The sequence below is a fragment of the Corynebacterium sp. UMB10321 genome, assembly GCF_030228725.1.
Lineage (GTDB): Bacteria > Actinomycetota > Actinomycetes > Mycobacteriales > Mycobacteriaceae > Corynebacterium > Corynebacterium pseudogenitalium.
The window spans coordinates 146516-169241 of the sequence record NZ_JASOZC010000005.1 but is presented as its reverse complement, the minus strand read 5'-3'; the positions used below and the strand labels follow the sequence as shown (position 1 = coordinate 169241).

Below are 22726 nucleotides of genomic sequence, written 5' to 3'. Positions count from 1 at the left end.
CAAAAGTCAATGCAATCAAAAAAATAAAAAGTACATTGGCACACTATCGAGTTCTCAAACAACAACCGCACACCCAAACACACCACAAAACACAGTGGCGCATTCAAAGCGACGAAGATTGACACTAACAAAACATTCTCAACAACGCAAACACGCGCCGCATCACAGAACCTATTTCATTATGTCGGCCAGCGGTAGTTTTCCTAACCGCCATCTCACCAACCAACTCTTTACCGAGTCTGTCTGGCGGGGCGTTGTCGGTCTCGCTGACTCACATAAAGTTACACACACACCAACAACAACACAAATTGGCTGGTAGAAGTAGTTTATTGAGAAGGCGCTAACGGATCAGATTGCGTTCCCCTAACGCCTTCTCAAGGAGTTAGAAAAGGACAAAGATCAGAAGCGTGATTAGGAATGCCGCCACGGATTCTATGGTCTGCTGCAGCGTCCAAGTTTTCAGTGTGGTCTTGACGTCCATCCCAAAAAGACGGCCCACAAGCCAGAAGCCGGAGTCGTTCACTAGAGAGCAGCAAACCGAACCGGCCGCACACGCCAATGTAATTGCGACGATCTGAATTTCCGAGTAGCCGCCAGCCAGTACTGCTGGAGCCATCAATCCGGCCGTGGTTGTCAGCGCTACAGTTGCAGATCCCTGCGCAACGCGCATGATCACCGCTACCAAGTACACAGCGAGGATGACTGGAATTCCTAGTCCTTGCATGAGATCCGCGATGGCATCGCCGATACCAGACGCACGAAGAACTCCGCCGTACATGCCACCGGCACCAGTAATGAACACAACGGATGCAATTGGCCCTAACGCCGAATCGACGAGTTTTTCCAGCGCCGAACCCTTCACCCCACGTGAGGTCCCGAGCACTGGAAGCGCGACGAGAACCGAAATCAACAGCGCAATACCGGACTTTCCAAGGAATGTGAACGCCTGCGCCCAGGTTTCGTCACCTGTAATTGCGCCAGATTTCGTCGCAAAGTCGACACCCGTGTTCAGGAATATCAACAGCATCGGGAGCAGCAGAATCGTAATGACAGTGCCTGTTTTCGGCAATGACTTAATATCGCTGTCGTCCGAGTTGAAAACGGCGTTTGCTACTGACGTAAACGGGAACTTCTTTGCGCAATACTTACCCCACAAAAGGCCCGAAACATAGAACGTTGGAACTGCAACAATCAAGCCAAAAACGATCAGCAGACCAAGGTTTGTGTCGAAGAATGTCGAAGCAGCGACTGGTCCTGGATGCGGAGGCACGAAGACGTGCATGACAGAGAATGCAGCAACCGTCGGAATTGCGTAGAGCAAGATTGGTCCACCGATACGAGCGGCAACTGCGAAAATGATCGGCAGCATGACAACGAGGCCGGCGTCGAAAAACATTGGGAAGCCAAGCAAGAGCGAGGCCACACCAAGCGCCATCGGCGCTCGCCGCTCGCCGAACCTATCGATCATCGTGTTGGCGAGGACTCTAGCGCCACCGGAGTACTCAATAAGTTTGCCAAGCATCGCGCCCAAACCGACAAGAATACCGACGTCGCCAAGTGTGGATCGGAAGCCGCCCATCACAACGTCATACAGTTCTCCTGTTGGAATGCCGGCCGCGATAGCGGTCAAGACAGACACGAGGATCAGCGTGACGAACGCATGGACCCTAAACTGAATAATGAGCAAAAGAATGAGGGCAATGCCGACCGCAGCGATCCCCATTAAGGGGCCGGCCGACAACGTCTGTTCCCAAGTTTCCATGAGCTATCCTGTCTCTTCTCAAGCGAGGCTTCAAGGCCGTATCGACGCACCGATCTACGGGGCGTCAATACGGAAAACTGGCTATAGCGTTAGAATACACATACTTCAGTGGGCGATCGTGCACTGCATCAATGTCAGGGCGACGCTTTCTTTAGCTACCCCCACTCGTGAAGCATCAAGGAGGGAAGAACATGCATGAAGCAGAGAAGCTACCCCCGGCGCACCTCATCCTTATGGGCGTGTGCGGAAGCGGAAAGACCACCATCGCCGAGATTCTTGCGCAGAGATCCGGCTTTGAACTCGTCGAGGCTGATGAGTTTCATCCGGCGGAAAACGTCGAAAAGATGAGTAAGGGCCAACCTCTCACCGACGAGGACCGCTGGCCGTGGCTTGAGAAACTCTCGAACTGGCTTCAAAAGCAAGACAGTGCTGGAAAGCGAACCGTCGTTACATGTTCAGCGCTGAAACGCATTTATCGCGACAAGCTCCGACTAGCCGACGTACCCCTTATATTTGTGCACCTAGACGGGCCGCGTGAGCTACTGCTGAAACGGCTGAGCCACCGTACGGATCACTTCATGCCTGCTTCAATGTTGGATTCCCAGCTAGATACGCTTGAATCGCTCCAACCGGACGAGCTGGGTTTCGCTGTGGATATCGATGACACTCCCGAGGGCATCGCAGCAACCATCATGGAAAGACTTAACGCGGTGGCATAGGCTTCTGCTCTACCACCGCGTTGCTTTCAGATGCTGTCACCTGCGCCTAGCTGCGCTTCACGCCTGCGAATGTCTTCTTACCACGACGCAGCACGAGCCAGGTTCCATGCAGAAAATCATCCACGGATGGAACCCAGTTCTCATCTACTACACGCTCGTTGTTGGCGTAAATGCCGCCTTCCTTCAGCGATCTACGGGCAGCACCCTTCGAGTCGGCCAAGCCGGAGCCGACCAGCATGTCCACGATGCTGACTTCAGCTCCAGCCGCGACCTCGAACACATTCGTCTCGGCAACAGCGCTGGCCAAGGTACGCTCATCGAGATCAGTCAGATCTGCTTTACCGAATAGCGCCTGGGACGCTAACTCAACCGCCTCACGAGCTTCGCGGCCATGGACGAGATCTGTCATCTCTTGCGCCAACCGCTTCTGTGCCTCTCGCTTAAATGGTCGCTCTTCGACCTCGACGGCAAGAGCATCCAGCTCTTCCTTATCGAGAAAAGTGAACCACCGCAGGTACCGGATCACATCGGCGTCCGCAGCATTCACAAAGTACTGGTACCAGGTGTACGGGCTGGTCATTTCTGGATCAAGCCACAACGAACCACCACCCGTGGACTTGCCAAACTTCTTGCCCTCGGAGTCCGTCACAAGCGGAACAGTCAGCGCATGCACGCGCTCCGAATCCATGCGTCGGTTCAGATCAACACCAGCCACCAGGTTGCCCCACTGGTCGCCACCACCAACCTGCAGCACACAATTGTGCGTACGACGCAACTGTACAAAGTCATGTGCCTGCAACAGCATGTACGAAAACTCGGTAAAAGAAATCCCGTCGTTTTCCAGGCGACGCTTCACGGTATCACGACTCAGCATTGTGGAGAGCGAAAAATGCTTGCCGACGTCCCGAAGGAACTCGATGACCTTCCAGTCCTTAATCCAATCATTATTATTCAGCAGCAGCGCACCGTTCTCACCGTCAAAATCGACGAACTTTGACAGCTGACCTCCAATTCGCTCGGCCCAATCTGCCACAGTGTCATCGGAATTCATCGTGCGCTCGCCCACGTCACGCGGGTCGCCTATCTTGCCGGTAGCACCACCTGCTAGCACAATTGGCCGGTGTCCAGCGAGTTGGAACCTGCGCAGCATCAGCAGCGGCACCAGGTGACCTGCATGTAGTGAAGGGCCAGTCGGGTCGAAGCCACAGTACAACGTGATAGGCTTCTGCGTTTCTTCACGCAACGCCTCCAGATCCGTGTGCTGATTGATCAGGCCACGCCACTCGAGTTCGTCGATAATGTTTGCGTTAGTCATGAAATTCCTTTCAGAGAGTCGTCTTCCCAGCGTCGTTACTTGTGGGTGTTTGTATAGGGAACTGCTTCGTCGATTAGCAGGACTGGGATACCATCGTCGATCCGATACGCGACACCAATGCGTTCATTCACCAGCAACTGTTCGTCTTCCTTATACTCAAGCGGCCCTTTGTCTTGCGGGCACACCAGTACGTCGAGAAGTTTGGGATCAAGACTCATGCAGTTGAGCTTACCTCACCCTTGTTAGTCACTTATCGACGCCACCACTACAAAAAGTGGAAACGCCCACCGAAAGGTGGGCGTCGCAAATGCGGTACCGATGTTAACCCCGCACAGGCTTCTCTGCCCACGCTCGATACTTACTATTTGCCTCCGCTACGCGTACACGCTGTTCTTCTACCCGTGGACCGGCGGTTCCGCCGCGTGTATCGCGCGAGCTCACAGCACCCTCAATCGTGAGCACGTCACGGACTCCTGCGTTAAGTCGAGGGTCTACGCTCGCGAGCTCCTCATCTGTCAAGTCAATAAGGTTGACGCCTCGGGACTCCGCGATGCGCACGCATGCTCCGGAAGCTTCGTGCGCCTCTCGGAATGGCACGCCCTGGCGAACCATCCACTCTGCCAAATCGGTAGCAAGCGTGAATCCCGCAGGTGCAATCTCACGCATTCGATCACCATGGAACTTGAGAGTCGAGACCAACCCGGTAAACGCTGGCAGAAGAATGTTGAGCTGGTTTACGGAATCGATTACCGGCTCCTTGTCTTCTTGCAAATCGCGGTTATACGCGAGAGGCTGCGCCTTAAGAGTGGCCATCAATCCGGTAAGGTTGCCGATTAACCTACCTGACTTGCCTCGGGCAAGCTCCGCAACGTCTGGGTTCTTTTTTTGCGGCATGATCGAAGAACCAGTCGACCATGCGTCGTCCAACGTGACGTAACCGAACTCTGGCGTCGACCAGGCGATAATCTCTTCCGCAAAGCGGGACACATCCACTGCAATCTGGGCTAGAACGTAGGCCGCTTCGGCTGCGAAATCACGCGAAGCTGTGCCGTCCAGTGAGTTGTCGGTTGCTTCATAGAAGCCAAGTTCTTCCGCAATCGCCTCCGGGTCTAGGTGCAACGAAGAACCCGCCAAAGCGCCAGAGCCGTACGGCGACACAGCCAACCGCTTGTCCGCATCCTGAATCCGCTCCAAGTCACGCAACAGCGGGTGTGCGTGAGCGAGCAACGAGTGTGCGAGCAAAATAGGCTGCGCAGCCTGGAAGTGGGTCTTACCCGGCATGATGATATCGGGATGTGCAGCCGCCTGTGCAACGAGAGCATCGATGAGATCCGTAATGTGCAGAGCAACACCGCGCAGGGCATCACGAACCCACATCCGGAACATCGTTGCCACCTGGTCATTCCGCGAGCGCCCTGCACGCAGGCGCCCTCCTACCTCAGGACCTACTCGGTCGATCAGGCCGCGCTCCATTGCGCCGTGAACATCTTCGTCCGTCGGTTCGGGAACAAACGCACCACTTGCAACGTCTGCGCCGAGTTGCTCAAGCCCCTCGAGCATGGTCTTCAGGTCTTCGTCCGAAAGAAGTCCTGCACGGTGCAAGACTTTTGCGTGAGCTTTCGATGCCAATACATCATAAGGCGCAAGCACCCAATCGAAGTGCGTCGATACGCTCAGCGCGAACATCGCCTCAGAAGGGCCGCCAGAAAACCGACCGCCCCACAGCGCGCCTTCATTCGTCTTATGCTGCTGCATAACTTCCAAAGCTCCCTGCTATTTCGCTTCGCGATCGCGCTTGTTCGCGATCTGCGATGACAAACCATGCAAACGGACGAAGCCCTTAGCGTAGGTCTGGTCGAAAGTGTCGCCTGTGTCGTACGTCGCGAGGTTGAAGTCGTACAGGGAGTGGTTGGAGCGGCGGCCATTGACCACTGCCTTACCTGCATGCATTTCCATGCGGATGTCCCCAGTGACGTGCTCCTGTGTCGACTCGATGAACGCATCCAGGGAGCGCTTGAGCGGACCGAACCAAAGACCGTCGTACACTTCCTCCGACCAGCGCGCGTCGATAAGTCGCTTGTAGCGAGCCAGCTCGCGCTCAATCGTAACGTCCTCGAGCGCCTTGTGCGCCGTAATCAGAGCGACCGCACCTGGCGCTTCGTAAATCTCACGGGACTTAATGCCAACCAAGCGGTCTTCGACCATATCCAGACGACCGATGCCCTGCGCACCAGCGCGACGGTTCATCTCTTCGATTGCTTCCAACATCGTTACCGGGCGGCCGTCGATTGCAACCGGCTTGCCTCCCTCGAACGAGATAATGACTTCGTCAGGCGCATTGCCCATCGAAGGGCTTTCCGTGTAAGCGTATAGATCCTTCGTCGGCGCGTTCCAGAGGTCCTCCAAAAAGCCTGTCTCTACCGCGCGCCCCCAAACGTTTTGGTCAATCGAGAATGGCGAAGCTGCCGACTGCTCAATTGGCAGGTCCTTTCCTTCTGCGTACGCAATCGCCTTATCGCGTGTCCACGCAAAATCGCGAGCAGGCGCAACAATTTCCAGATCTGGGTCCTGGTTCAGGAATCCAACCTCAAAACGAACCTGGTCATTGCCTTTACCGGTGCAACCGTGTGATACGTGAGTGCCACCGTGCTCCTGTGCGGCCTTCACAAGGTGCTTTACGATCAACGGGCGGGAAATTGCTGACACCAACGGGTACTCACCCATGTACATACCGTTCGCCTTGATGGTTGGCAGGCAGTAGTCCTCAGCAAATTCATCTTTCGCATCGATAACGATGGATTCCACAGCACCGCAATCTAATGCGCGCTGACGTACGGACTCCATATCTTCGCCGCCCTGGCCAAGGTCGAGTGCTACTGCAATGACTTCGCCATTAAGCATTTCGCCGAGGTAGGAAATCGCAACAGAGGTATCGAGCCCGCCTGAGTATGCGAGTACAACACGGTTAGTCATGGATCAAAGCTCCTTGTGTTTCTAGATCATATTCTGCACTGCGGTACATAGTATACCTAGCGCGGGGTTTGTGCTTGCTTCGGCGTCACTTACGCCTTTGTATTGCGTCCAAATACCTGCTGGGCTAGGTCACCGCCCTTAAGCGGATCTCGGGCGAGAACAAAAATCGTATCGTCACCAGCGATACAGCCTACTACCTGCTCCAAACCGACTCTGTCTATATAGCTAGCCAGATATTGTGCAGCTCCAGGTGGAGTTCGCAGTACAGCCATATTCGCAGAATGGTCAACAGAGACGACGAGTTCCTCGATCATTCGACGAAGTTTCTCACGTGGGCCTGTATGCAAGGCATCAAAAGCCTCGGCTTTGGAGTTCACCGTGTAATATGCACGGCCTCCGTCGCTTGGCCGCACTTTCTTTGCTCCCAGCTCATCAAGATCACGGGACAGGGTTGCCTGCGTAATCTCGATACCCTCGTCTTGCAAAAGCTCGGAAAGCTGGATCTGAGAAGACACTCGCGTGCTCACAAGTATCTCCAGAATCCGAGCTTGTCGCGCAGTTCTTGAGACAGTTTGGGTCATTATTGGTGCTCCAACAACCAGGTCAACAACGCCTTTTGGGCGTGAAGACGATTTTCAGCTTCATCGAAGACTCGCGACTGCGGCCCATCGATTACTTCTGCGGTCACTTCGTTTTCACGATACGCCGGTAGGCAGTGAAGAAATATCGCATTATTACCGGCCATTTGCATAATTCCACTATTTACTTGGTATGGCAAGAACGGAGTGCGTCGATCCTTTCCATCTCCCTCCATGCCCATTGACACCCAAGTATCCGTGATAACCACGTCTGCTCCAGCTACCGCAGCAACATCGCTGGTAACCGTGACTGTCGCACCTGTCTGGCTTGCACGATCACGCGCACGGTCCACAAACCGCTGCTCCGGATGAAACTCCGGAGGCGCGATGATCGCGATGTCTACCCCCGCAGTTGCGAACCCAATCATGTAGGAGTTGGCCATATTGTTAGCGCCATCTCCCAAATACACAGCTTTCAGGCCGTGGAGTCCCGCCGGCCCCTGCTCAGGACAAAAGGTTTCGACGATTGTTTGCAGATCCGCAAGAATTTGGCACGGGTGCAGGTCATCGGAAAGCGCGTTAACAATCGGAACCTGTGATGTCTCCGCCATCTGGAGCAAATTGTCGTGGGCATACGTCCTCCAAACGATTGCTTCGACGTATCGCGAAAGCACCGCCGCCGTATCTTGGTAGGACTCACCCTTGCCCATTTGTGCATTCTGAGTTTCGACAACAATCGCGTGCCCACCCAGCTGTGCAATCCCTGTATCGAAGGAGAACCGCGTGCGCGTGGAGGTCTTGTCGAAAAGTACCGCAACAGACTTCGGCCCTTCGAGAGGTCGGTGCGCATAAGGGTTCTTTTTCATCTCTGCGGCAAGCGTGAGCACTTGCGCTTGTTCCTCTGGCGTCAAGTCATCGTCTGCGAAAAAGTGCCGAACTGAGTTCACCATGCTGTTTACTTCCTATTTCTGCGTTATGATTGCTGCAAAATATGCGGACGTCTCCCCTATTGTATTTTCAAAGCCTCCTGGACGTTCGCTTTTCGACGCCCACTTTCCCCTTACATAGGCTCCAAAAACGTCCGCACTGTTGCTGTACCGACGCCACGAGTTCCTAGATCCAGCGTAATAGTCACGTGTTCGTCGTAGTCAAGCACCCGGCTTGTCAAGAGCGGAGTGATTCCCTGGCAGAGCTGTGTTCCATTGACGTTGATCTCCAGTGCCTCAGCATCTAGGCACACTTTTGTCTTCCCCGCAATCGCGAGTGCGCGTGGCCAGTCCGGAGCACCACTGAGTAGCGACTCTCGAAAACGTCCGTCACATGCTACGGCTTGTGCTGCGATGCGTGCCTCTTCATCATTTGCAGCGCCAGCTACGGCAAGCGTCAATTTCTTGGTCGCGCTTCCCTGGTTGACCAAAAGCTGCTCCACCAATGCCTCGCAAACCGCAAGCACTGCCTCATCCAACTGAGTTTGGTTGGGGGTGACCTGGCTCGCACCAGATGCGAGCAACAACACCGTATCGTTCGTTAGCGGGGCTGTAGATCGATCAAGCGTATTAAACGTAGTTTCCATAGCCCGTCGCAATGCCTTTTCGAGTGAAAAGGCCGGTACAAGCGCATCTGTGGTGAGGCACCCCAGTACTGTGTCTAGTGTTTCCTGTGAATTTCCAGCCCCCTGGGAAATGCCCCCGACACTCCAAGCTCCACAGCTCACGCCTGCTTGATTGATCGTTCCTTGGGTTGACGCTATTGCGGCCGCAGCCGATTCAGCGTGCGCAGGGGTATCCCCCAGATCCGTGGCGAGTTTGGCTAACCCAGTTTTCACACGCTCCATTGGCAAAGGCACTGCGAACTGTCCCTTCGCGCAGACTGCGACCCGGTCTTCTGGGACTCCAATCTCTTGGGATACGCGCTTCTGAATCTCACGAGTGTCCGCATCCCCCGTTGAACCGTTGAACGCATTAGCGTTGCCTGATGTTAAAACAACTGCGTTCACAGCATGCGAGCGCATAACTTCGCGCGTAGCTCGAACAGGCGAGGCGCAGACCCGACTATCTGGAAACACCGCTGCTGCGTTCCAAGCAGGTCCCTGATTAACAATGAGCGCCAGATCACGCCCCTCGCCTTCGCGTATTCCCGCGTGAAGACCTGCAGCCACAAATCCCTTAGGGGTGAGAACGGTCTGTTGTGGCATGGTTTTATGGCTCCTTTACGGGTGTAGACGCTTGTGGCTACGGAGTCCCATCCTGCCAGACAAATGGCAAGCTCGTGCCGATTCAAGATACATGCATTCCTAAAACGACAGCAGGCAGGACGCCGCTCACTGCGATGTCCTGCCTGTCAGCAGCAAAAGTAACCTACGCCCTCATCGTGGCATTAAATTCCTGTTTCGCTGCCTCAGCCGCAGCCAAACGCCCTTCCGACGCTTCGTCTTCAGTGAGCGTTCGGTCATCCGCACGGAACAAGAGTCCAAATGCGAGCGACTTCTTGCCTTCGCCGAGGGACTCAGAACGATAGACGTCAAACAGCGTTACATTTTCCAATAACGGCCCGGCGTGTTCTGCTACGGTCTTTCGCACGCTTTCGGCCGGTGTCGAGTCGTCCACGACCAATGCAAGGTCCTGGTGAACTGCCGGGTACGCAGACAGCTTCGGAGCGGGCAGGTGAGCACTCTGTGGCAATGCCGAAAGGTCCATCTCCATTGCGCAAACTCGTGCAGGTAAGCCACATTCTTCCAGAATCTGCGGGTGTAGTTCACCTGCGTGACCAACAACTTGGCCGTCGACCAGCAACTCTGCGCAGCGTCCCGGATGCCATGGTAGGTAGTCTGCTGCCCGGACCTCGAGCTCTATCCCGGCTGTCCGCGCCACTATCTGCGCAGATTCAACAGCATCAGCCCACGAGTACATTCGCGAATCGCCCCAAGGCCCCTCTACTTCGGCATCTCCGACGCCAACAGTTGCAACATGCAGCGGCTGCTTCGGCAATGAGTTCACCACTGCTGCCAGGGTCTCTTCGTCCGGGCGGTGATCAACGCTTGGCATTGGTGTTTCAGCTTTCCCGCCGATAGCTACCTGTGCAACTGAGTAAATCGACACGTCATGCTGACCGCGGGCCGCATTTTTCGCTACTGCCTCGAGCATTGCGGGCAAGAGTGTCGTAGCGAGTACGGCGTAGTCGCTATCCAGAGGATTCTGAACAGACACGGTTGCGCGGCGGGCATCGTCCTTGCTCAGGCCCCAGGCGTCGAAAAGACCCGTGGCCATAAACGGTGTAGGAATAATCTCTGCGTAACCTGAGTACGCAAGAGCATGCGTCACTGCACGACGACGCTTTTGCGTTGCAGTCAGGCCACGTCCCCCCTTCGGCGTCGGAAGAATCGATGGAATAGCGTCAAGCCCTTCGAGCCGAACAATCTCTTCTACAAGCTCTACTGGGACCGTAAGGTCATTCCGCCAGGAAGGTGGCGTCACAATGAAATTGCCACCACTTTCTTCAACGCCGCACCCGACTTCATGTAGCCGCTGAGAAATGGTCTCTTCAGAGTACTTGACGCCGATCAATGCCGAAGGGAACGTTTTCGCCATAGAGATCTCAGTTCGCTGATGCACCTCACCCACCAACGTACGACCTGCTGCAACCTTGCCCCCGGCAAAGCTCGTCAGCAGCTCACAAGCTACATCCAACGCTACCTCCACCAGTGCCGGATCGACTCCACGCTCAAATCGACGGGAGGCTTCTGAGCTCAGTTTGTGGTGACGAGCAGTACGCGCAACCGTAAGTTCATCCCAAGTTGCTGCTTCGAAGTAAACATTCTTCGTGGTTTCCGAAATTTCTGAGGTCGTGCCACCCATGACACCAGCCAGAGACTGAATTCCAGAGTCATCAGAAATGACTACATCGGAAGCGCGAAGGGTTCGCATTGTATGATCCAGTGTTTCGAATTCAGTGCCCTCTTCCGCATTATGGATGCGAAGCGCGCCAGAGATTGTATCTGCGTCAAAGGCGTGCATCGGCTGACCGAGCAGCAACATTACGAAGTTCGTAACATCGGTTGCGCCGTTCACTGGACGGATGCCGCTGAGCATGAGCTCGCGCTGCATCCAAAACGGCGACGCCGCTTCGGGGTCGATGCCTTCCACCTTTCGCAGCCCGAAGCGCTTCGTAGCGGTGTCCGGCTCTACGGTGACGTCGAGAAGGGAACCTGCTGGCGCAGGAACTGCAGAAATATCGATGCCGGCGATGTCAGGCTGCTGAGCTAGGTCGACAAAAGCGATGTCGAATGCCGACGCAAGCTCTCGCATTAGGCCACGCGCCGACAAAGCGTAACCACGATCCGGAGTGACGTTCACTTCGAAGATAGTGTCGTCGAGATCCAGAACTTCCCGCGCATCAGTGCCAGGGGCGCCGATTTCATCGCTAAGAGTAATGATGCCAGCACTCTTCGCGGTCAGACCGAGCTCCGCCGCTGACGCCATCATCCCGTTAGAGATATGCCCGTAAGTCTTTCTCGCAGAAATAGCGAAATTACCCGGAAGAACGCACCCCGGAAGCGCGACAACTACCGTGTCGCCAACAGTAAAGTTACGTGCACCGCAAATAATGCCCTGCGGCTCACCCGTGCCATTCGCCTGTCCCACGTCAACCTGGCAGTAACGAATCGGCTTCTTGAACTCGGTGAGCTCTTCAATTTCAAGGACCTTGCCGAGCACTAGGGGGCCCTCGGTTTTTTCAATCGGGGCGTAGCCTTCAGTCTCAAAACCGACGCGAACGAAGCCTGCGTCCATCTCTTCGTCAGTGACAGACCAACCAGTATTGCCCGCCTGTTGCAGAAGGGTGGTGAGGAAATTTTTTGAAATCAGCATGTCATTAACTCCTTTAAGCCTGCACACCAAATGGGACGGTGAAACGGATATCTCCTTCGACCATGTCACGCATGTCTGACAAGCCGTTACGGAACTGGAGAGTTCGTTCAAGGCCCATCCCGAACGCAAAGCCTGAGTACTCATCCGGATCAATGCCTACTGCGCGAAGCACGTTCGGGTTCACCATGCCGCAGCCACCCCACTCGATCCAGCCAGCACCACCCTTTTTATTTGGGAACCAAACGTCTACTTCAGCAGATGGCTCGGTGAAGGGGAAGTAATTGGTACGCATACGCGTCTTCGTCTCTGGCCCGAACAGCGTCTTCGCAAGGTGGTCGAGTGTGCCACGCAAATGAGCCATAGTCAGGCCTTTATCGACGGCAAGACCCTCAATCTGGTGGAAAACTGGGGTGTGCGTTGCGTCAAGTTCATCGGTGCGGAATACCCTGCCAGGGCAAGCAATGTACACAGGCACATCACGGTCAAGCATCGTTCGAACCTGGACAGGCGAAGTATGCGTGCGCATCACCTGGCGGGAACCAGGTTTACCAACGTAAAAGGTGTCCTGCAGCGTCCTCGCCGGGTGATCCGGAATGAAGTTCAGTGCATCAAAATTAAAGTATTCGGCTTCGATTTCTGGCCCCTCGGCGATCTCCCACCCCATGCCGATAAAGATATCTGCGATCTGCTCACTCAACGTTGTGATGGGGTGCATCGCGCCCAGCTGAGAACGACGTGTCGGTAGAGTTACGTCGACAGCCTCTGCTTTCAATTGAGCCTCGCGGTACTCGGCTTCACGCACCGCGTGAAGTTTGGCATACGCCTTCTCTACACGGCCTCGGGCCACATTCACTGCCCTACCAGCGTCTTTACGGTCTTGCTTTGGCAACGAACCGAGTGCACGCCGAGCCTGAGGGATGTAGGCTTGGTCGCCCAAGTGCTGCTTGTGAGCCTCTTCTAACGCCTGCAGGTCTGCAGCTGCTTCAAAATCCGAAATTGCAGCTTCTGCTGCCGCATTGAGTTTCTCTTCTGACAATTCGATTCCACTAATTTCCGACACACTCGGTCCTTCCGATTACGCTTTGTAGTAAAGGTTGTAAAGCCGTTAAAACGAAACTAAGCATACCTGTCGCTTCAGACACGACACATATAACTAAAGCTCTTGTTGCGCCATCTTTGCTTTGGCAGTTTCCCAAAGACACATTGCTGACGCTGTCGCAAGGTTCAGCGACTCTGCAGATCCCTGAATCGGGATTGATACCCGTACATCAGCACGATCTGCAATAGCTGTTGGCAATCCGTGTGCTTCATTTCCGAACAGCCAAGCAATCGGGGCAGAAAGCAGATCACTTGTTTTCTCAAGGGATACCTCGCCGTCAATAGTCGTCGCTACTGTCTGAAGCCCTGCTGCTTTTAACTGGCCAAGGACGTCCTGGGTATTGCGCTCGCGTGCCACAGGTAAGTGAAACAACGAACCTGCTGAGGCCCGCACAGCCTTGCCCGACTCAGGATCGACGCAGTCGCCGGCAAATATGACAGCGTCCGCCCCGCACACGTCAGCAATGCGAATCATGGTGCCTGCGTTACCCGGATCGTTAGTATCAATCCCGACCACAACAAAAGAAGGCTTGCCGCGAAGAGCTGCCCCGACTGACCACAACACTGGCTTGCAAACAGCAAAAATACCAGTGGTGTTTACAGTGTCGCTCAAGTGCTTCGCTGCGATGTCTGTAATGGCATGAACATATACATCCATATATTCAGCGGTAGTCACAACGTCAGCAAAGGCTTGTGAAGCATGTTCTGTCACGAAGAGGTCAGTAGCCGCGCCCGTAGCTACGGCAGCCTCGACGCTGTTCACCCCTTCCACCAGAAAGCGGTTTGCTTTCTTGCGTCCTTTTGCGCGGAGCAGCTTCGCTGCATTCACGACTCGCGGGGTTCGTTCGGTGAAGGGCTGTGAAAAGTCAAGGGCCACGAAATTTCCTACTCCTGAATGTAAAAACCCGCCGCCAAGCGTTCACGCTTGCCGACGGGCTCCGTCCTAGTTCAACGTTCTAGGCAACTTATGCTGCATCAACTGGCGCATTTACGTCAGCTGGCAAGGCCTTCTTAGCGATCTCGCAGATAGCGGAGAAGGCTGCAAAGTCGTTCACTGCGAGCTCCGCGAGGATCTTGCGGTCAACCTCGACCTCTGCGAGCTTCAAGCCGTGAATGAGACGGTTGTAAGTGATGTCGTTCATACGGGCCGCGGCGTTGATACGCTGGATCCACAGCTTACGGAACTCACCCTTGCGCTTACGACGATCGCGGTAGGCGTAGGTCTGGGAGTGCAGCCACTGTTCTTTTGCCTTACGGTACAGGCGGGAGCGCTGGCCACGGTAGCCCTTTGCGGACTTCAGAATCGCGCGACGCTTCTTCTTGGCATTAACTGAACGCTTGACACGTGCCATGAGTCAATACTTCCTTTTCTTTCGTTCACCGGTTGTTTTAACTTGGGCAGTGCTTAGGACATGCCGAGGAGGCGCTTCATGCGCTTCACGTCGTTCTTAGCTACGTCGGTGGTACCCGAGAGCTTGCGACGACGCTTCGAAGACAGCTTCTCGTTCAGGTGGCGCTTACCAGCCTGCTCACGACGCAGCTTGCCCTTGCCGTTAACCTTGATGCGCTTTGCGGTGCCCTTGTGGGTCTTCTGCTTCATGTTGAAAGCCCTTCAGAGTTGAAAACTTGATCTACTTTTTGCCCTTGCGAGCAGGTCCGAATACCATCGTCATGTTTCGCCCGTCCTGCTTCGGACGGGACTCCACGACACCAACCTCTTGAATGTCGTCTGCAAGACGCTCGAGGAGGCGGTAGCCGAGTTCTGGGCGCGATTGCTCGCGGCCACGGAACATGATGGTGACTTTGACCTTGTTGCCCTTCTCTAGGAAGCGCTCCACATTGTTTTTCTTCGTCTGGTAGTCGTGCTCATCGATCTTAGGACGGAACTTCTGTTCCTTCACTACGGTCTGCTGCTGGTTCTTGCGGGCCTCGCGAGCCTTCTGATCCTGCTCATACTTGTATTTGCCGTAGTCCATGATCTTCGCCACGGGCGGCTTCGCCTTTGGCGCAACTTCGACGAGGTCAAGATCGGCCTCGTAAGCCAGTTTCCGAGCATCGTCGGTACGGACGATCCCTACCTGCTCGCCGGACGGGCCGACCAAGCGGACTTCCGGGACGCGGATACGATCGTTAATCCGAGCTTCAGCGCTGATGAGAACTCCTAAAACATAGAAACCAATGTGTGATCGCTACCAGACCACCAGTGATTCTGCGCAAAAGCACAAAACCCGCGCTATTAGCAATAACGCGGGAGCTTTCCGTAGGCGCCAAAAAACTTTGGCTACCTTGACCCGTATCCTGATCACTGTCGACCGGCATGGGGTGGGATTCACTCCACTTGTGGCCCAGGCACCTTTGTAAAGAATGCTCTGGGCGGTAGTAGTGAGAACTTTAGTACATGAAGTTTATTCAAGCAAATCACGCATTCAAGCTGGATCTATTGCAATATCTCCTTCAAGAAAGCACCTGTATGAGACTTGCCATTACGTGCTACGTCTTCTGGCGTTCCCTGCGCGACCACCGTTCCACCGCCTGATCCCCCCTCAGGCCCCATGTCAATCACCCAGTCCGCCGACTTGATAACGTCCAGGTTGTGTTCGATCACCAACACAGTGTTGCCCTTTTCCACCAGGCCATTCAGTACAAGCATGAGCTTACGAATGTCTTCGAAGTGCAGCCCCGTAGTGGGCTCGTCGAGGATGTAAATTGTTCGGCCGTTAGTTCGCTTCTGCAATTCTGCCGCTAGCTTCACCCGCTGTGCCTCACCACCGGATAGCGTTGTCGCAGCCTGCCCAAGACGTACATAGCCCAGGCCGACGTCGACAAGCGTGTTGAGGTATCGATGGATTGACTGAATTGGCTCGAAGAACTCAGCTGCTTCAGAAATCGGCATATCGAGAACTTCGGCAATGTTCTTACCCTTATAGCGCACTTCGAGGGTTTCACGGTTGTATCGTGCTCCCTGGCACACCTCACACGGGACGTATACATCCGGTAGGAAGTTCATCTCAATCTTGATAGTGCCATCACCACGGCACGCTTCACAGCGCCCGCCTTTGACATTGAACGAGAATCGGCCAGCCTTGTAGCCACGAACCTTTGACTCTTGTGTTTCCGCGAATAGGTTGCGGATCTTGTCAAACACCCCTGTATATGTCGCAGGGTTTGATCGTGGTGTACGTCCGATGGGACTCTGGTCGACTTGGACAAGTTTATCTAGATGGTCAAGGCCACTGACTTTCTTTACCCGTCCCGGGACTTGTCGAGCTCCATTGAGCTCATTCTGGAGAGTCTTAGCCAGAATCTGGTTTACCAGCGTAGACTTGCCAGACCCAGATACCCCAGTAACAGCTACCAACACTCCCAGTGGAATATCCACTGATACGTTCTTGAGGTTGTTCTCTCGCGCGCCCTCAACTCTCAGCTTGCGGTCTGCGTCTACCGGTCGACGCTGATCCGGGACCTCAATCTTTTTCCTGCCCGCAAGGTAGTCTCCGGTAATGGAGTTCTCTACTTCACGGATACCGTCGGGTTCTCCCTGGTAGACCACTTCCCCGCCGTATTCTCCGGCGAGCGGCCCGATGTCTACCAACCAATCAGCCTCACGGATCGTTTCCTCATCGTGTTCAACCACAACCAGCGTGTTCCCAAGGTCGCGAAGCTTCTTCAGAGTCTTAATCAGCCTCTGGTTATCCCGTTGATGCAAACCGATTGACGGCTCATCAAGCACGTACAGTACACCGGCAAGGCCAGACCCAATTTGCGTGGCCAGACGGATGCGCTGCGCTTCACCGCCCGACAGGGTGCCGGCTGACCGAGCGAGCGAGAGGTAACTCAGTCCTACGTCCAAGAGAAAGTGCAGCCGAGCTTGGATCTCTCGAAGTACCGCACCCGTGATCATTTCCTCACGGTAACCAAGTACCAAATTATCAAGGTATTCGGACGCATCCTCAATGCTCAGTTCCGTAAGCCCGGCGATGGAGCGTTCACCATGCGTTGTTGAGTCGAGGCGAACGGCGAGAATCTCGGGCTTCAACCTAGCGCCCTTGCACGAAGGACACGGTACCTCTCGCGTATAAGCAAGCAGTCGGTCTTTCTGGGTATCGCTTTCGGCCTGCTCGAGCTTACGCTCCAGGTACCCAATGACGCCTTCATAAGCTGCGCTGAATGACCGCTGCCTGCCGTAGCGGTTCTTGTACCGCACGCTGATCTTGGTTTTGGAACCATTTACCAAATGCTTCTGCTGCGTTTTCGTCAGCGAGCTGAACGGAGCGTGAGCATCAAAGCCCTCCTCTTTTGCTAACGCTTCAATCAACTTGACGAAGTATCGCTTGTTCGGGCTGGAGTTCCATGGCTGGAAAGCATCAATTGCTGGTGCGTCTGGATCTGGAATAACGAGTTCTTCGTCAATCTTCTTCTGCGTCCCGAGACCATCACACGTTGGACAGGCACCAAACGGTGAGTTAAACGAGAACGCGCGCGGCTCGTACTCCTCAACGTTAAGTTTGTGCCCGTTCGGGCACGCCATCTTTTCAGAGAAGATCTGGATCCGATCAGGGTTGCCCTCATCGAAGTCAACGAATTCGAAGCCAACGAGGCCGTCGGCAAGTTTGAGTGCTGTCTCCACTGAGTCGGTGAGACGCTGCTTTTGGCTTTGCTTCACTTGAAGGCGGTCCACTACCACCGAAATCGTGTGTTTGACCTGCTTCTCAAGCTTCGGTGGATCGCTGAGCTGGTACAACTCGCCGTCCACGCTCACTCGAGAGTAACCCTGAGCGGCGAGATCCTTAAACAAGTCAACGAACTCGCCTTTACGCTTTCGTACTACCGGGGCAAGGACTTGGAACTTGAGGCGCTCCTCCATCCCCAGCACGCGGTCCACAATTTGTTGCGGCGTCTGCCGTTCAATCACAGCGTCGCACTCTGGACAATGAGGAGTGCCAGCCCGCGAATAGAGCAGGCGAAGGTAATCGTAGATTTCGGTGATGGTACCTACAGTCGAACGGGGGTTACGGTTCGTCGATTTTTGGTCGATTGATACCGCGGGCGATAGTCCGTCAATGTAATCGACATCGGGCTTATCCATCTGTCCTAAGAACATCCGAGCATACGACGAAAGAGACTCAACGTATCGACGCTGTCCCTCCGCAAAGATCGTATCGAATGCCAGCGAGGACTTACCCGATCCAGACAGGCCTGTAAATACGGCCATCTTGTCCCTCGGCAGAGACACATCGACGCCCTTCAGGTTGTGTTCTCTTGCTCCACGTACAACAAGACGGTCAGCCACCTAGATACCTCTTCCAGAAGATCGGTTCATTTTGTTCCGAACATACCAGCGTATACCACTTCGGTAATCACTGTTCTGGCGAAGAAAGAATTGACTAGGGTAGGCACCATGAATTCAGGATCAACTCCACTGCCCCAAATAACACTGCACCAAGTTTCCGTCAGCTCGATGGACAACAACTGCTATCTCCTCTGCGCAGATGACCAGGGCCTGCTAATCGACGCCGCTGACGACGCGCCGGCTATCCTCGCCATGGCCGAACAGGCCGGAGTCAAGATCACGGATGTATTAACGACGCATCGCCACCACGATCACGTGCGTGCATTGGCTGCAGTCCTGGAAGCAACGGGCGCTACACACTGGGCACCGTTCCTCGAGGTACCTGCCCTGCCTGCTCCTGTCGACCGCGAACTCCACGACGGCGACTCGATTTCGTTCGCAGGCCACGAGCTCCCAGTGGTAATTCTGCGTGGACATACCCCAGGTGGCGCAGCCGTGCACGCCGACCTCAAGGGGGTGCCTAACCTCTTTGTCGGTGATTCCCTTTTCCCTGGTGGTCTTGGGAAAACAAATTCCGAAGGCGACTTCGTGCGACTCTTCCGCGATGTCAAAGAAAAACTCTTCGACGCATATCCGGATGAGACAATTGTGTGGCCGGGCCATGGTAAATCCACTACGCTTGGTACAGAGCGTCCAGATTTAGATGTTTGGTGGAACCGTCGCTGGTAAAAGCGTAATCCGAATGTCGGACGTCACATAGAACGTATATACAGCGACCGGTACGTTGCGAAAAGAAAAGAGGAATGCATTTATGATTCGAAAACTCGCAAGGCCAATGCTCGCGTCCGTCTACATCGTTGACGGTGTTCAGACGCTGCGTGACCCAAATGCCAATAAAGAAAGCACGAAGGCGCTTTTAGATAAGGTCCGCGGTGCCGTTCCGAGCGAGTACCGTGGTCTGATCCCGAGCAACCCGAAGACGGCCGCTCAGGTCGTTGGTGGCATTAAAGCAGGTGCAGGCAGCCTCTTCGCCATTGGCAAGCTGCCACGCACTTCCGCTGCACTGCTCGCTGCGACTGCAATCCCGTCGATTATCGGCCGTAATGCCTTCTGGGAGGCTGACGAGGCGAATGAGAAGCAGCGTCGTCAGACTGGCGCGCTGACCGATGTCGCTCTCGCCGGTGGTGTGCTCCTCGCGACTGTGGACACTGCTGGCAAGCCAGGGCTGCAGTGGCGCGCCCAGCAGGCTGCCCGCACCGCGAAGAAGAACGTACAGCAGGCACTGCCTACCCAGTCTGAGACCGAAAAGGCTCTGGGTAAAGCAAGTAACTGGCTGTCCGATACTGCAGATCAAGTGGTCGACTACGTCGATAACAACAAGGATGACTGGAAGAAGCAGGCCTCTAAGTTTGCGGACCAGGCATCTGACGCAGCTGAGGGCTTCTGGCAGGATGCGCGCAAGCAAACCTCCTCGTTCCTCTCTGATGCGGGTGACTGGATGGAGGATGTTTCCGATAGCGCTCAAGACACCTACAAGGACTTGAAGCCAAGCAAACTCCAGCAGTTCAAGGCAAAGCGCAAGGTCAACAGCGTTGTTGGGGATCTCCAGGACAAGCTGGAGAGCCTCGAGCCAAGCAAGTTGGACCAGTTCAAGGCAAAGCGCAAGGTAAAGAAGAGCACCGCGAAGCTGCAGGACCGTGCCCAGGACGCGGTTGACTCCCTGCAGGATGCCTTCGACAACTTGGATGTTGCGCCGTCAAAGTGCAAGCAGTGGAAGTGGAAGCGTAAGGCTAAGAAGGCCGAAAAGCGCGCGAACAAGCTGGTAAAGAAGGTTCAGAAGAAGCTCAGCTAATCTGACTTTCTGTAGTACACCCCGTGGCCGCATAGTTGTGGTTACGGGGTGGCTTTTACTTTGAAGGAGATTATGTTCACCGTGTCAGAGCAAGAGGTTGCTCGCGAACAGCACTACGTCGACGGTCTATTTTCTCGTCTTGACGATGAAGTATCGAAAGCCCAAGCCAAACTGGAAGCGGTGCAACGAGATGTCGACCCTGACAACCCAGATTCTGATGCGCTCGTCCGGCGCGAAACCGAATATCATGGGCTGAATGCAAAACTCGATGCACTCAACCTGGCAGAAGTTGGCTTAGTTTTTGGCCGAATTGATGTGGAGGACGAGTCTCCGGAGAATCTAGTCCCTAACAGCGACAATCTTGACCGACGCTATATAGGCCGGATGGGCATCGACGCCCCCGAAGACAAGTACCGGACGCTCCTCATCGATTGGCGGGCGCCCATGGCACGGCCGTTTTACCTCGCGACGACGGCGCACCCTTCAGGCGTGCAAACCCGGCGAAACATCCGTATGAGGGGTCGCACGGTGGAAACCATTGACGACGAGGTCCTCTCCGGCACAGGTACGGGTGTTGAAGCCTCGGGTGTCGGATCCGAGGCTGCGCTGCGGCGCGCCATGAATCGGCCACGCACTGCGCACATGCAATCCATCGTTGAGACAATCCAGCGTGAACAGGATGCCGTCATTCGTGACGCTACGCGTGGAGTGATGGTTGTCGAAGGTGGTCCAGGTACTGGCAAGACTGCAGTCGCTCTCCATCGTGTTGCGTATCTGCTCTATACTTGGCGAGCGCAGCTGGCGAAGACCGGCGTCTTGGTTCTTGGCCCCAATACCGTCTTTTTGGACTACATCTCGCGAGTTCTTCCGGAGCTCGGCGAGACCGGCGTAGTGCTTTCCACAATCTCAGACTTAATCCCCGGTTTTACCCCGGAAGGTAGCGAGTCGCTTGCTGCACGGGAAGTCAAAGGCTCGATTGAGATGGTCACGATTCTCAAGCGGGCTGTGCAGTCATATGAGACGGTTCCGGAGCGCGCGGTAACCCTTTCAATTGAGAACGTTCCTGTCGCTGCGACGCCAGCCATGGTGAAGGCAGCCAGAACCAAAGCACGACGGTCACGTCGTCCTCATAATGAAGCACGAGCCGTGTTTGCGGAACATCTTTGCGAACTTCTTGCGCAAGCACTTGCCAACACCATTGGTGCGGACCCTCTAGGCGGTGAGAATCTGTTGTCTGCTGCAGACGTCGATCAGCTCCACGATGACCTGGCTGAAGAATCCCAGGTCCGAGAGTTTATTGACGCCCACTTCCCCACTCTGTCGCCTGCAGAAGTACTACGCAATCTGCTTGAAGACCGCGACGCAATCGCAGCTGTCGCGTATGACTACGACGACTACACACAAGATGCCCTCTTTCGGGAGCCTGGTGCGGCAACGGCCCCGTCGGATGCTGCGTTACTCGACGAGCTCTCGATTCTTATTGGTAGTAGCCCAGCGGAGGGTATTCGTGACTCCGTTGACGATGCGTGGCAACAGCAGGTGGCCGAGGCAGAGGACGCGTTGGACGTCTTGGCTTCATCCGAGTCCACTGACAACGATGACGACCAGTTCGAGGCTGAGATCCTCTCTGCATCAGACGTCATTGATGCGGAAACGCTCGCGCAGCGCCAGGCGAGCACCGATATCCGTTCGACCGCAGAGCGCGCACGCGCAGATCGCACATGGGCCTATGGGCATGTGATCGTGGATGAGGCACAAGAGCTCTCACCGATGGAATGGCGGATGGTGTTTCGGCGCTGCCCATCAAAGTGGATGACATTAGTTGGAGACACCGCGCAGACTTCTTCGCCTGCGGGTTCAGACGACTGGTCAGCAACGCTGGAACCGTTTGTTGGCTCGCGTTTCCGCACGCATACCTTGAGTGTGAACTACCGGACTCCGTCGGAGATTATGGAGTACGCCGCGAAAGTTCTTCACGCGATCGACTCAGAGGCAGCGGTCCCTGAGAGTATTCGAAGCACTGGGCAACCCGTCGAGTTTTGGCCTTCCGGCACCACCCCAGAAACTGTCGCAACATACGAGGATGGGCGCACGACAGCGATCATCGACAAGTCAAATGTCGATGCGATGAAGGGACTCGAATTTGACCATGTAGTACTAATAGAACCCCAAGAAATTATCGACGCCTCTCCGCAAGGTTGGCAAGACCTCTACGTGGCGATGACCCGAGCAACTCAAAGCCTCGCCGTCATCGGTGAGATGCCATAGAACAAC

The 22726-nt window shown here is 55.0% G+C and carries 20 protein-coding genes; 5 read left to right on the top strand and 15 right to left on the bottom strand.

Annotated elements, in window-relative coordinates:
• A partial coding sequence (locus tag QP752_RS06885; protein WP_256021995.1) for a hypothetical protein occupies window positions 1-319 on the top strand: 319 nt, incomplete at its 5' end.
• A 63-nt stretch (window positions 320-382) separates the two neighbouring features.
• On the opposite strand, the gene QP752_RS06880 is transcribed toward QP752_RS06885, so the two are convergent.
• On the bottom strand, window positions 383-1762 hold the full coding sequence (locus QP752_RS06880; RefSeq protein ID WP_070976441.1) for a GntP family permease: 1380 nt from the start codon (window positions 1760-1762) through the stop codon (window positions 383-385).
• Window positions 1763-1953: 191 nt separating this feature from the next.
• Here QP752_RS06880 and QP752_RS06875 point away from each other — a divergent pair, with 191 nt between their 5' ends.
• The gene (locus tag QP752_RS06875) at window positions 1954-2481 is read left to right on the top strand and encodes a gluconokinase (RefSeq protein WP_071573909.1); all 528 of its coding nucleotides are present in this window, start codon (window positions 1954-1956) and stop codon (window positions 2479-2481) included.
• A 46-nt stretch (window positions 2482-2527) separates the two neighbouring features.
• Here QP752_RS06875 and tyrS read toward each other — a convergent pair whose 3' ends face one another.
• The 14 genes from tyrS to uvrA form a co-directional block, all read right to left on the bottom strand.
• Entirely contained in the window at window positions 2528-3796 is a 1269-nt protein-coding gene (tyrS, locus tag QP752_RS06870; RefSeq protein ID WP_070479100.1) for a tyrosine--tRNA ligase, read from the bottom strand.
• Window positions 3797-3831: 35 nt separating this feature from the next.
• A complete protein-coding gene (locus QP752_RS06865; protein WP_070362515.1) occupies window positions 3832-4014 on the bottom strand; it encodes a Trm112 family protein in 183 nt (60 codons plus the stop codon).
• A 103-nt stretch (window positions 4015-4117) separates the two neighbouring features.
• Entirely contained in the window at window positions 4118-5551 is a 1434-nt protein-coding gene (gene argH / locus QP752_RS06860; protein WP_071573911.1) for an argininosuccinate lyase, read from the bottom strand.
• Between the two features lie 18 nt (window positions 5552-5569).
• The gene (locus QP752_RS06855; RefSeq protein WP_070479104.1) at window positions 5570-6769 is read right to left on the bottom strand and encodes an argininosuccinate synthase; all 1200 of its coding nucleotides are present in this window, start codon (window positions 6767-6769) and stop codon (window positions 5570-5572) included.
• Window positions 6770-6858: 89 nt separating this feature from the next.
• Window positions 6859-7350 (bottom strand): arginine repressor, encoded by a 492-nt coding sequence (locus QP752_RS06850; protein WP_284805022.1) that lies wholly within the window; start codon window positions 7348-7350, stop codon window positions 6859-6861.
• Entirely contained in the window at window positions 7350-8297 is a 948-nt protein-coding gene (gene argF / locus QP752_RS06845) for an ornithine carbamoyltransferase (RefSeq protein WP_070362519.1), read from the bottom strand. The genes QP752_RS06850 and argF overlap by 1 nt, the downstream gene beginning before the upstream one ends.
• A 110-nt stretch (window positions 8298-8407) precedes the next feature.
• Entirely contained in the window at window positions 8408-9541 is a 1134-nt protein-coding gene (locus QP752_RS06840; protein WP_070479106.1) for a bifunctional ornithine acetyltransferase/N-acetylglutamate synthase, read from the bottom strand.
• A 163-nt stretch (window positions 9542-9704) separates the two neighbouring features.
• Window positions 9705-12212 carry a phenylalanine--tRNA ligase subunit beta gene (gene pheT, locus QP752_RS06835; RefSeq protein WP_284805019.1) on the bottom strand — a complete coding sequence of 836 codons (2508 nt, stop codon included), beginning with the start codon at window positions 12210-12212 and terminating at the stop codon, window positions 9705-9707.
• Between the two features lie 13 nt (window positions 12213-12225).
• A complete protein-coding gene (pheS, locus tag QP752_RS06830; RefSeq protein WP_284805016.1) occupies window positions 12226-13272 on the bottom strand; it encodes a phenylalanine--tRNA ligase subunit alpha in 1047 nt (348 codons plus the stop codon).
• A gap of 93 nt (window positions 13273-13365) precedes the next feature.
• Window positions 13366-14187: an RNA methyltransferase gene (locus QP752_RS06825; RefSeq protein WP_070362523.1), complete on the bottom strand. Its 822-nt coding sequence runs from the start codon at window positions 14185-14187 to the stop codon at window positions 13366-13368.
• A gap of 88 nt (window positions 14188-14275) precedes the next feature.
• Window positions 14276-14662 carry a 50S ribosomal protein L20 gene (rplT, locus tag QP752_RS06820; RefSeq protein WP_070362524.1) on the bottom strand — a complete coding sequence of 129 codons (387 nt, stop codon included), beginning with the start codon at window positions 14660-14662 and terminating at the stop codon, window positions 14276-14278.
• Between the two features lie 53 nt (window positions 14663-14715).
• Window positions 14716-14910 carry a 50S ribosomal protein L35 gene (gene rpmI / locus QP752_RS06815; protein ID WP_070362525.1) on the bottom strand — a complete coding sequence of 65 codons (195 nt, stop codon included), beginning with the start codon at window positions 14908-14910 and terminating at the stop codon, window positions 14716-14718.
• Between the two features lie 31 nt (window positions 14911-14941).
• Window positions 14942-15490, bottom strand: a complete 549-nt coding sequence (infC, locus tag QP752_RS06810; RefSeq protein ID WP_083290943.1) for a translation initiation factor IF-3 — start codon at window positions 15488-15490, stop codon at window positions 14942-14944.
• A 257-nt stretch (window positions 15491-15747) separates the two neighbouring features.
• Window positions 15748-18600: an excinuclease ABC subunit UvrA gene (gene uvrA / locus QP752_RS06805; RefSeq protein ID WP_284805012.1), complete on the bottom strand. Its 2853-nt coding sequence runs from the start codon at window positions 18598-18600 to the stop codon at window positions 15748-15750.
• Window positions 18601-18708: 108 nt separating this feature from the next.
• Between uvrA and QP752_RS06800 the strand changes: the two genes are divergently transcribed.
• From QP752_RS06800 to QP752_RS06790, 3 genes are all read left to right on the top strand, one after another.
• Complete coding sequence (locus QP752_RS06800) at window positions 18709-19329, top strand: MBL fold metallo-hydrolase (RefSeq protein WP_284805011.1); 621 nt, start codon at window positions 18709-18711, stop codon at window positions 19327-19329.
• Window positions 19330-19411: 82 nt separating this feature from the next.
• Window positions 19412-20452, top strand: coding sequence for a DoxX family protein (locus QP752_RS06795; protein ID WP_256001392.1), 1041 nt, complete (start codon window positions 19412-19414; stop codon window positions 20450-20452).
• A 72-nt stretch (window positions 20453-20524) separates the two neighbouring features.
• Complete coding sequence (locus QP752_RS06790) at window positions 20525-22720, top strand: UvrD-helicase domain-containing protein (RefSeq protein ID WP_284805007.1); 2196 nt, start codon at window positions 20525-20527, stop codon at window positions 22718-22720.
• The last annotated feature ends 6 nt before the right edge of the window (window positions 22721-22726 follow it).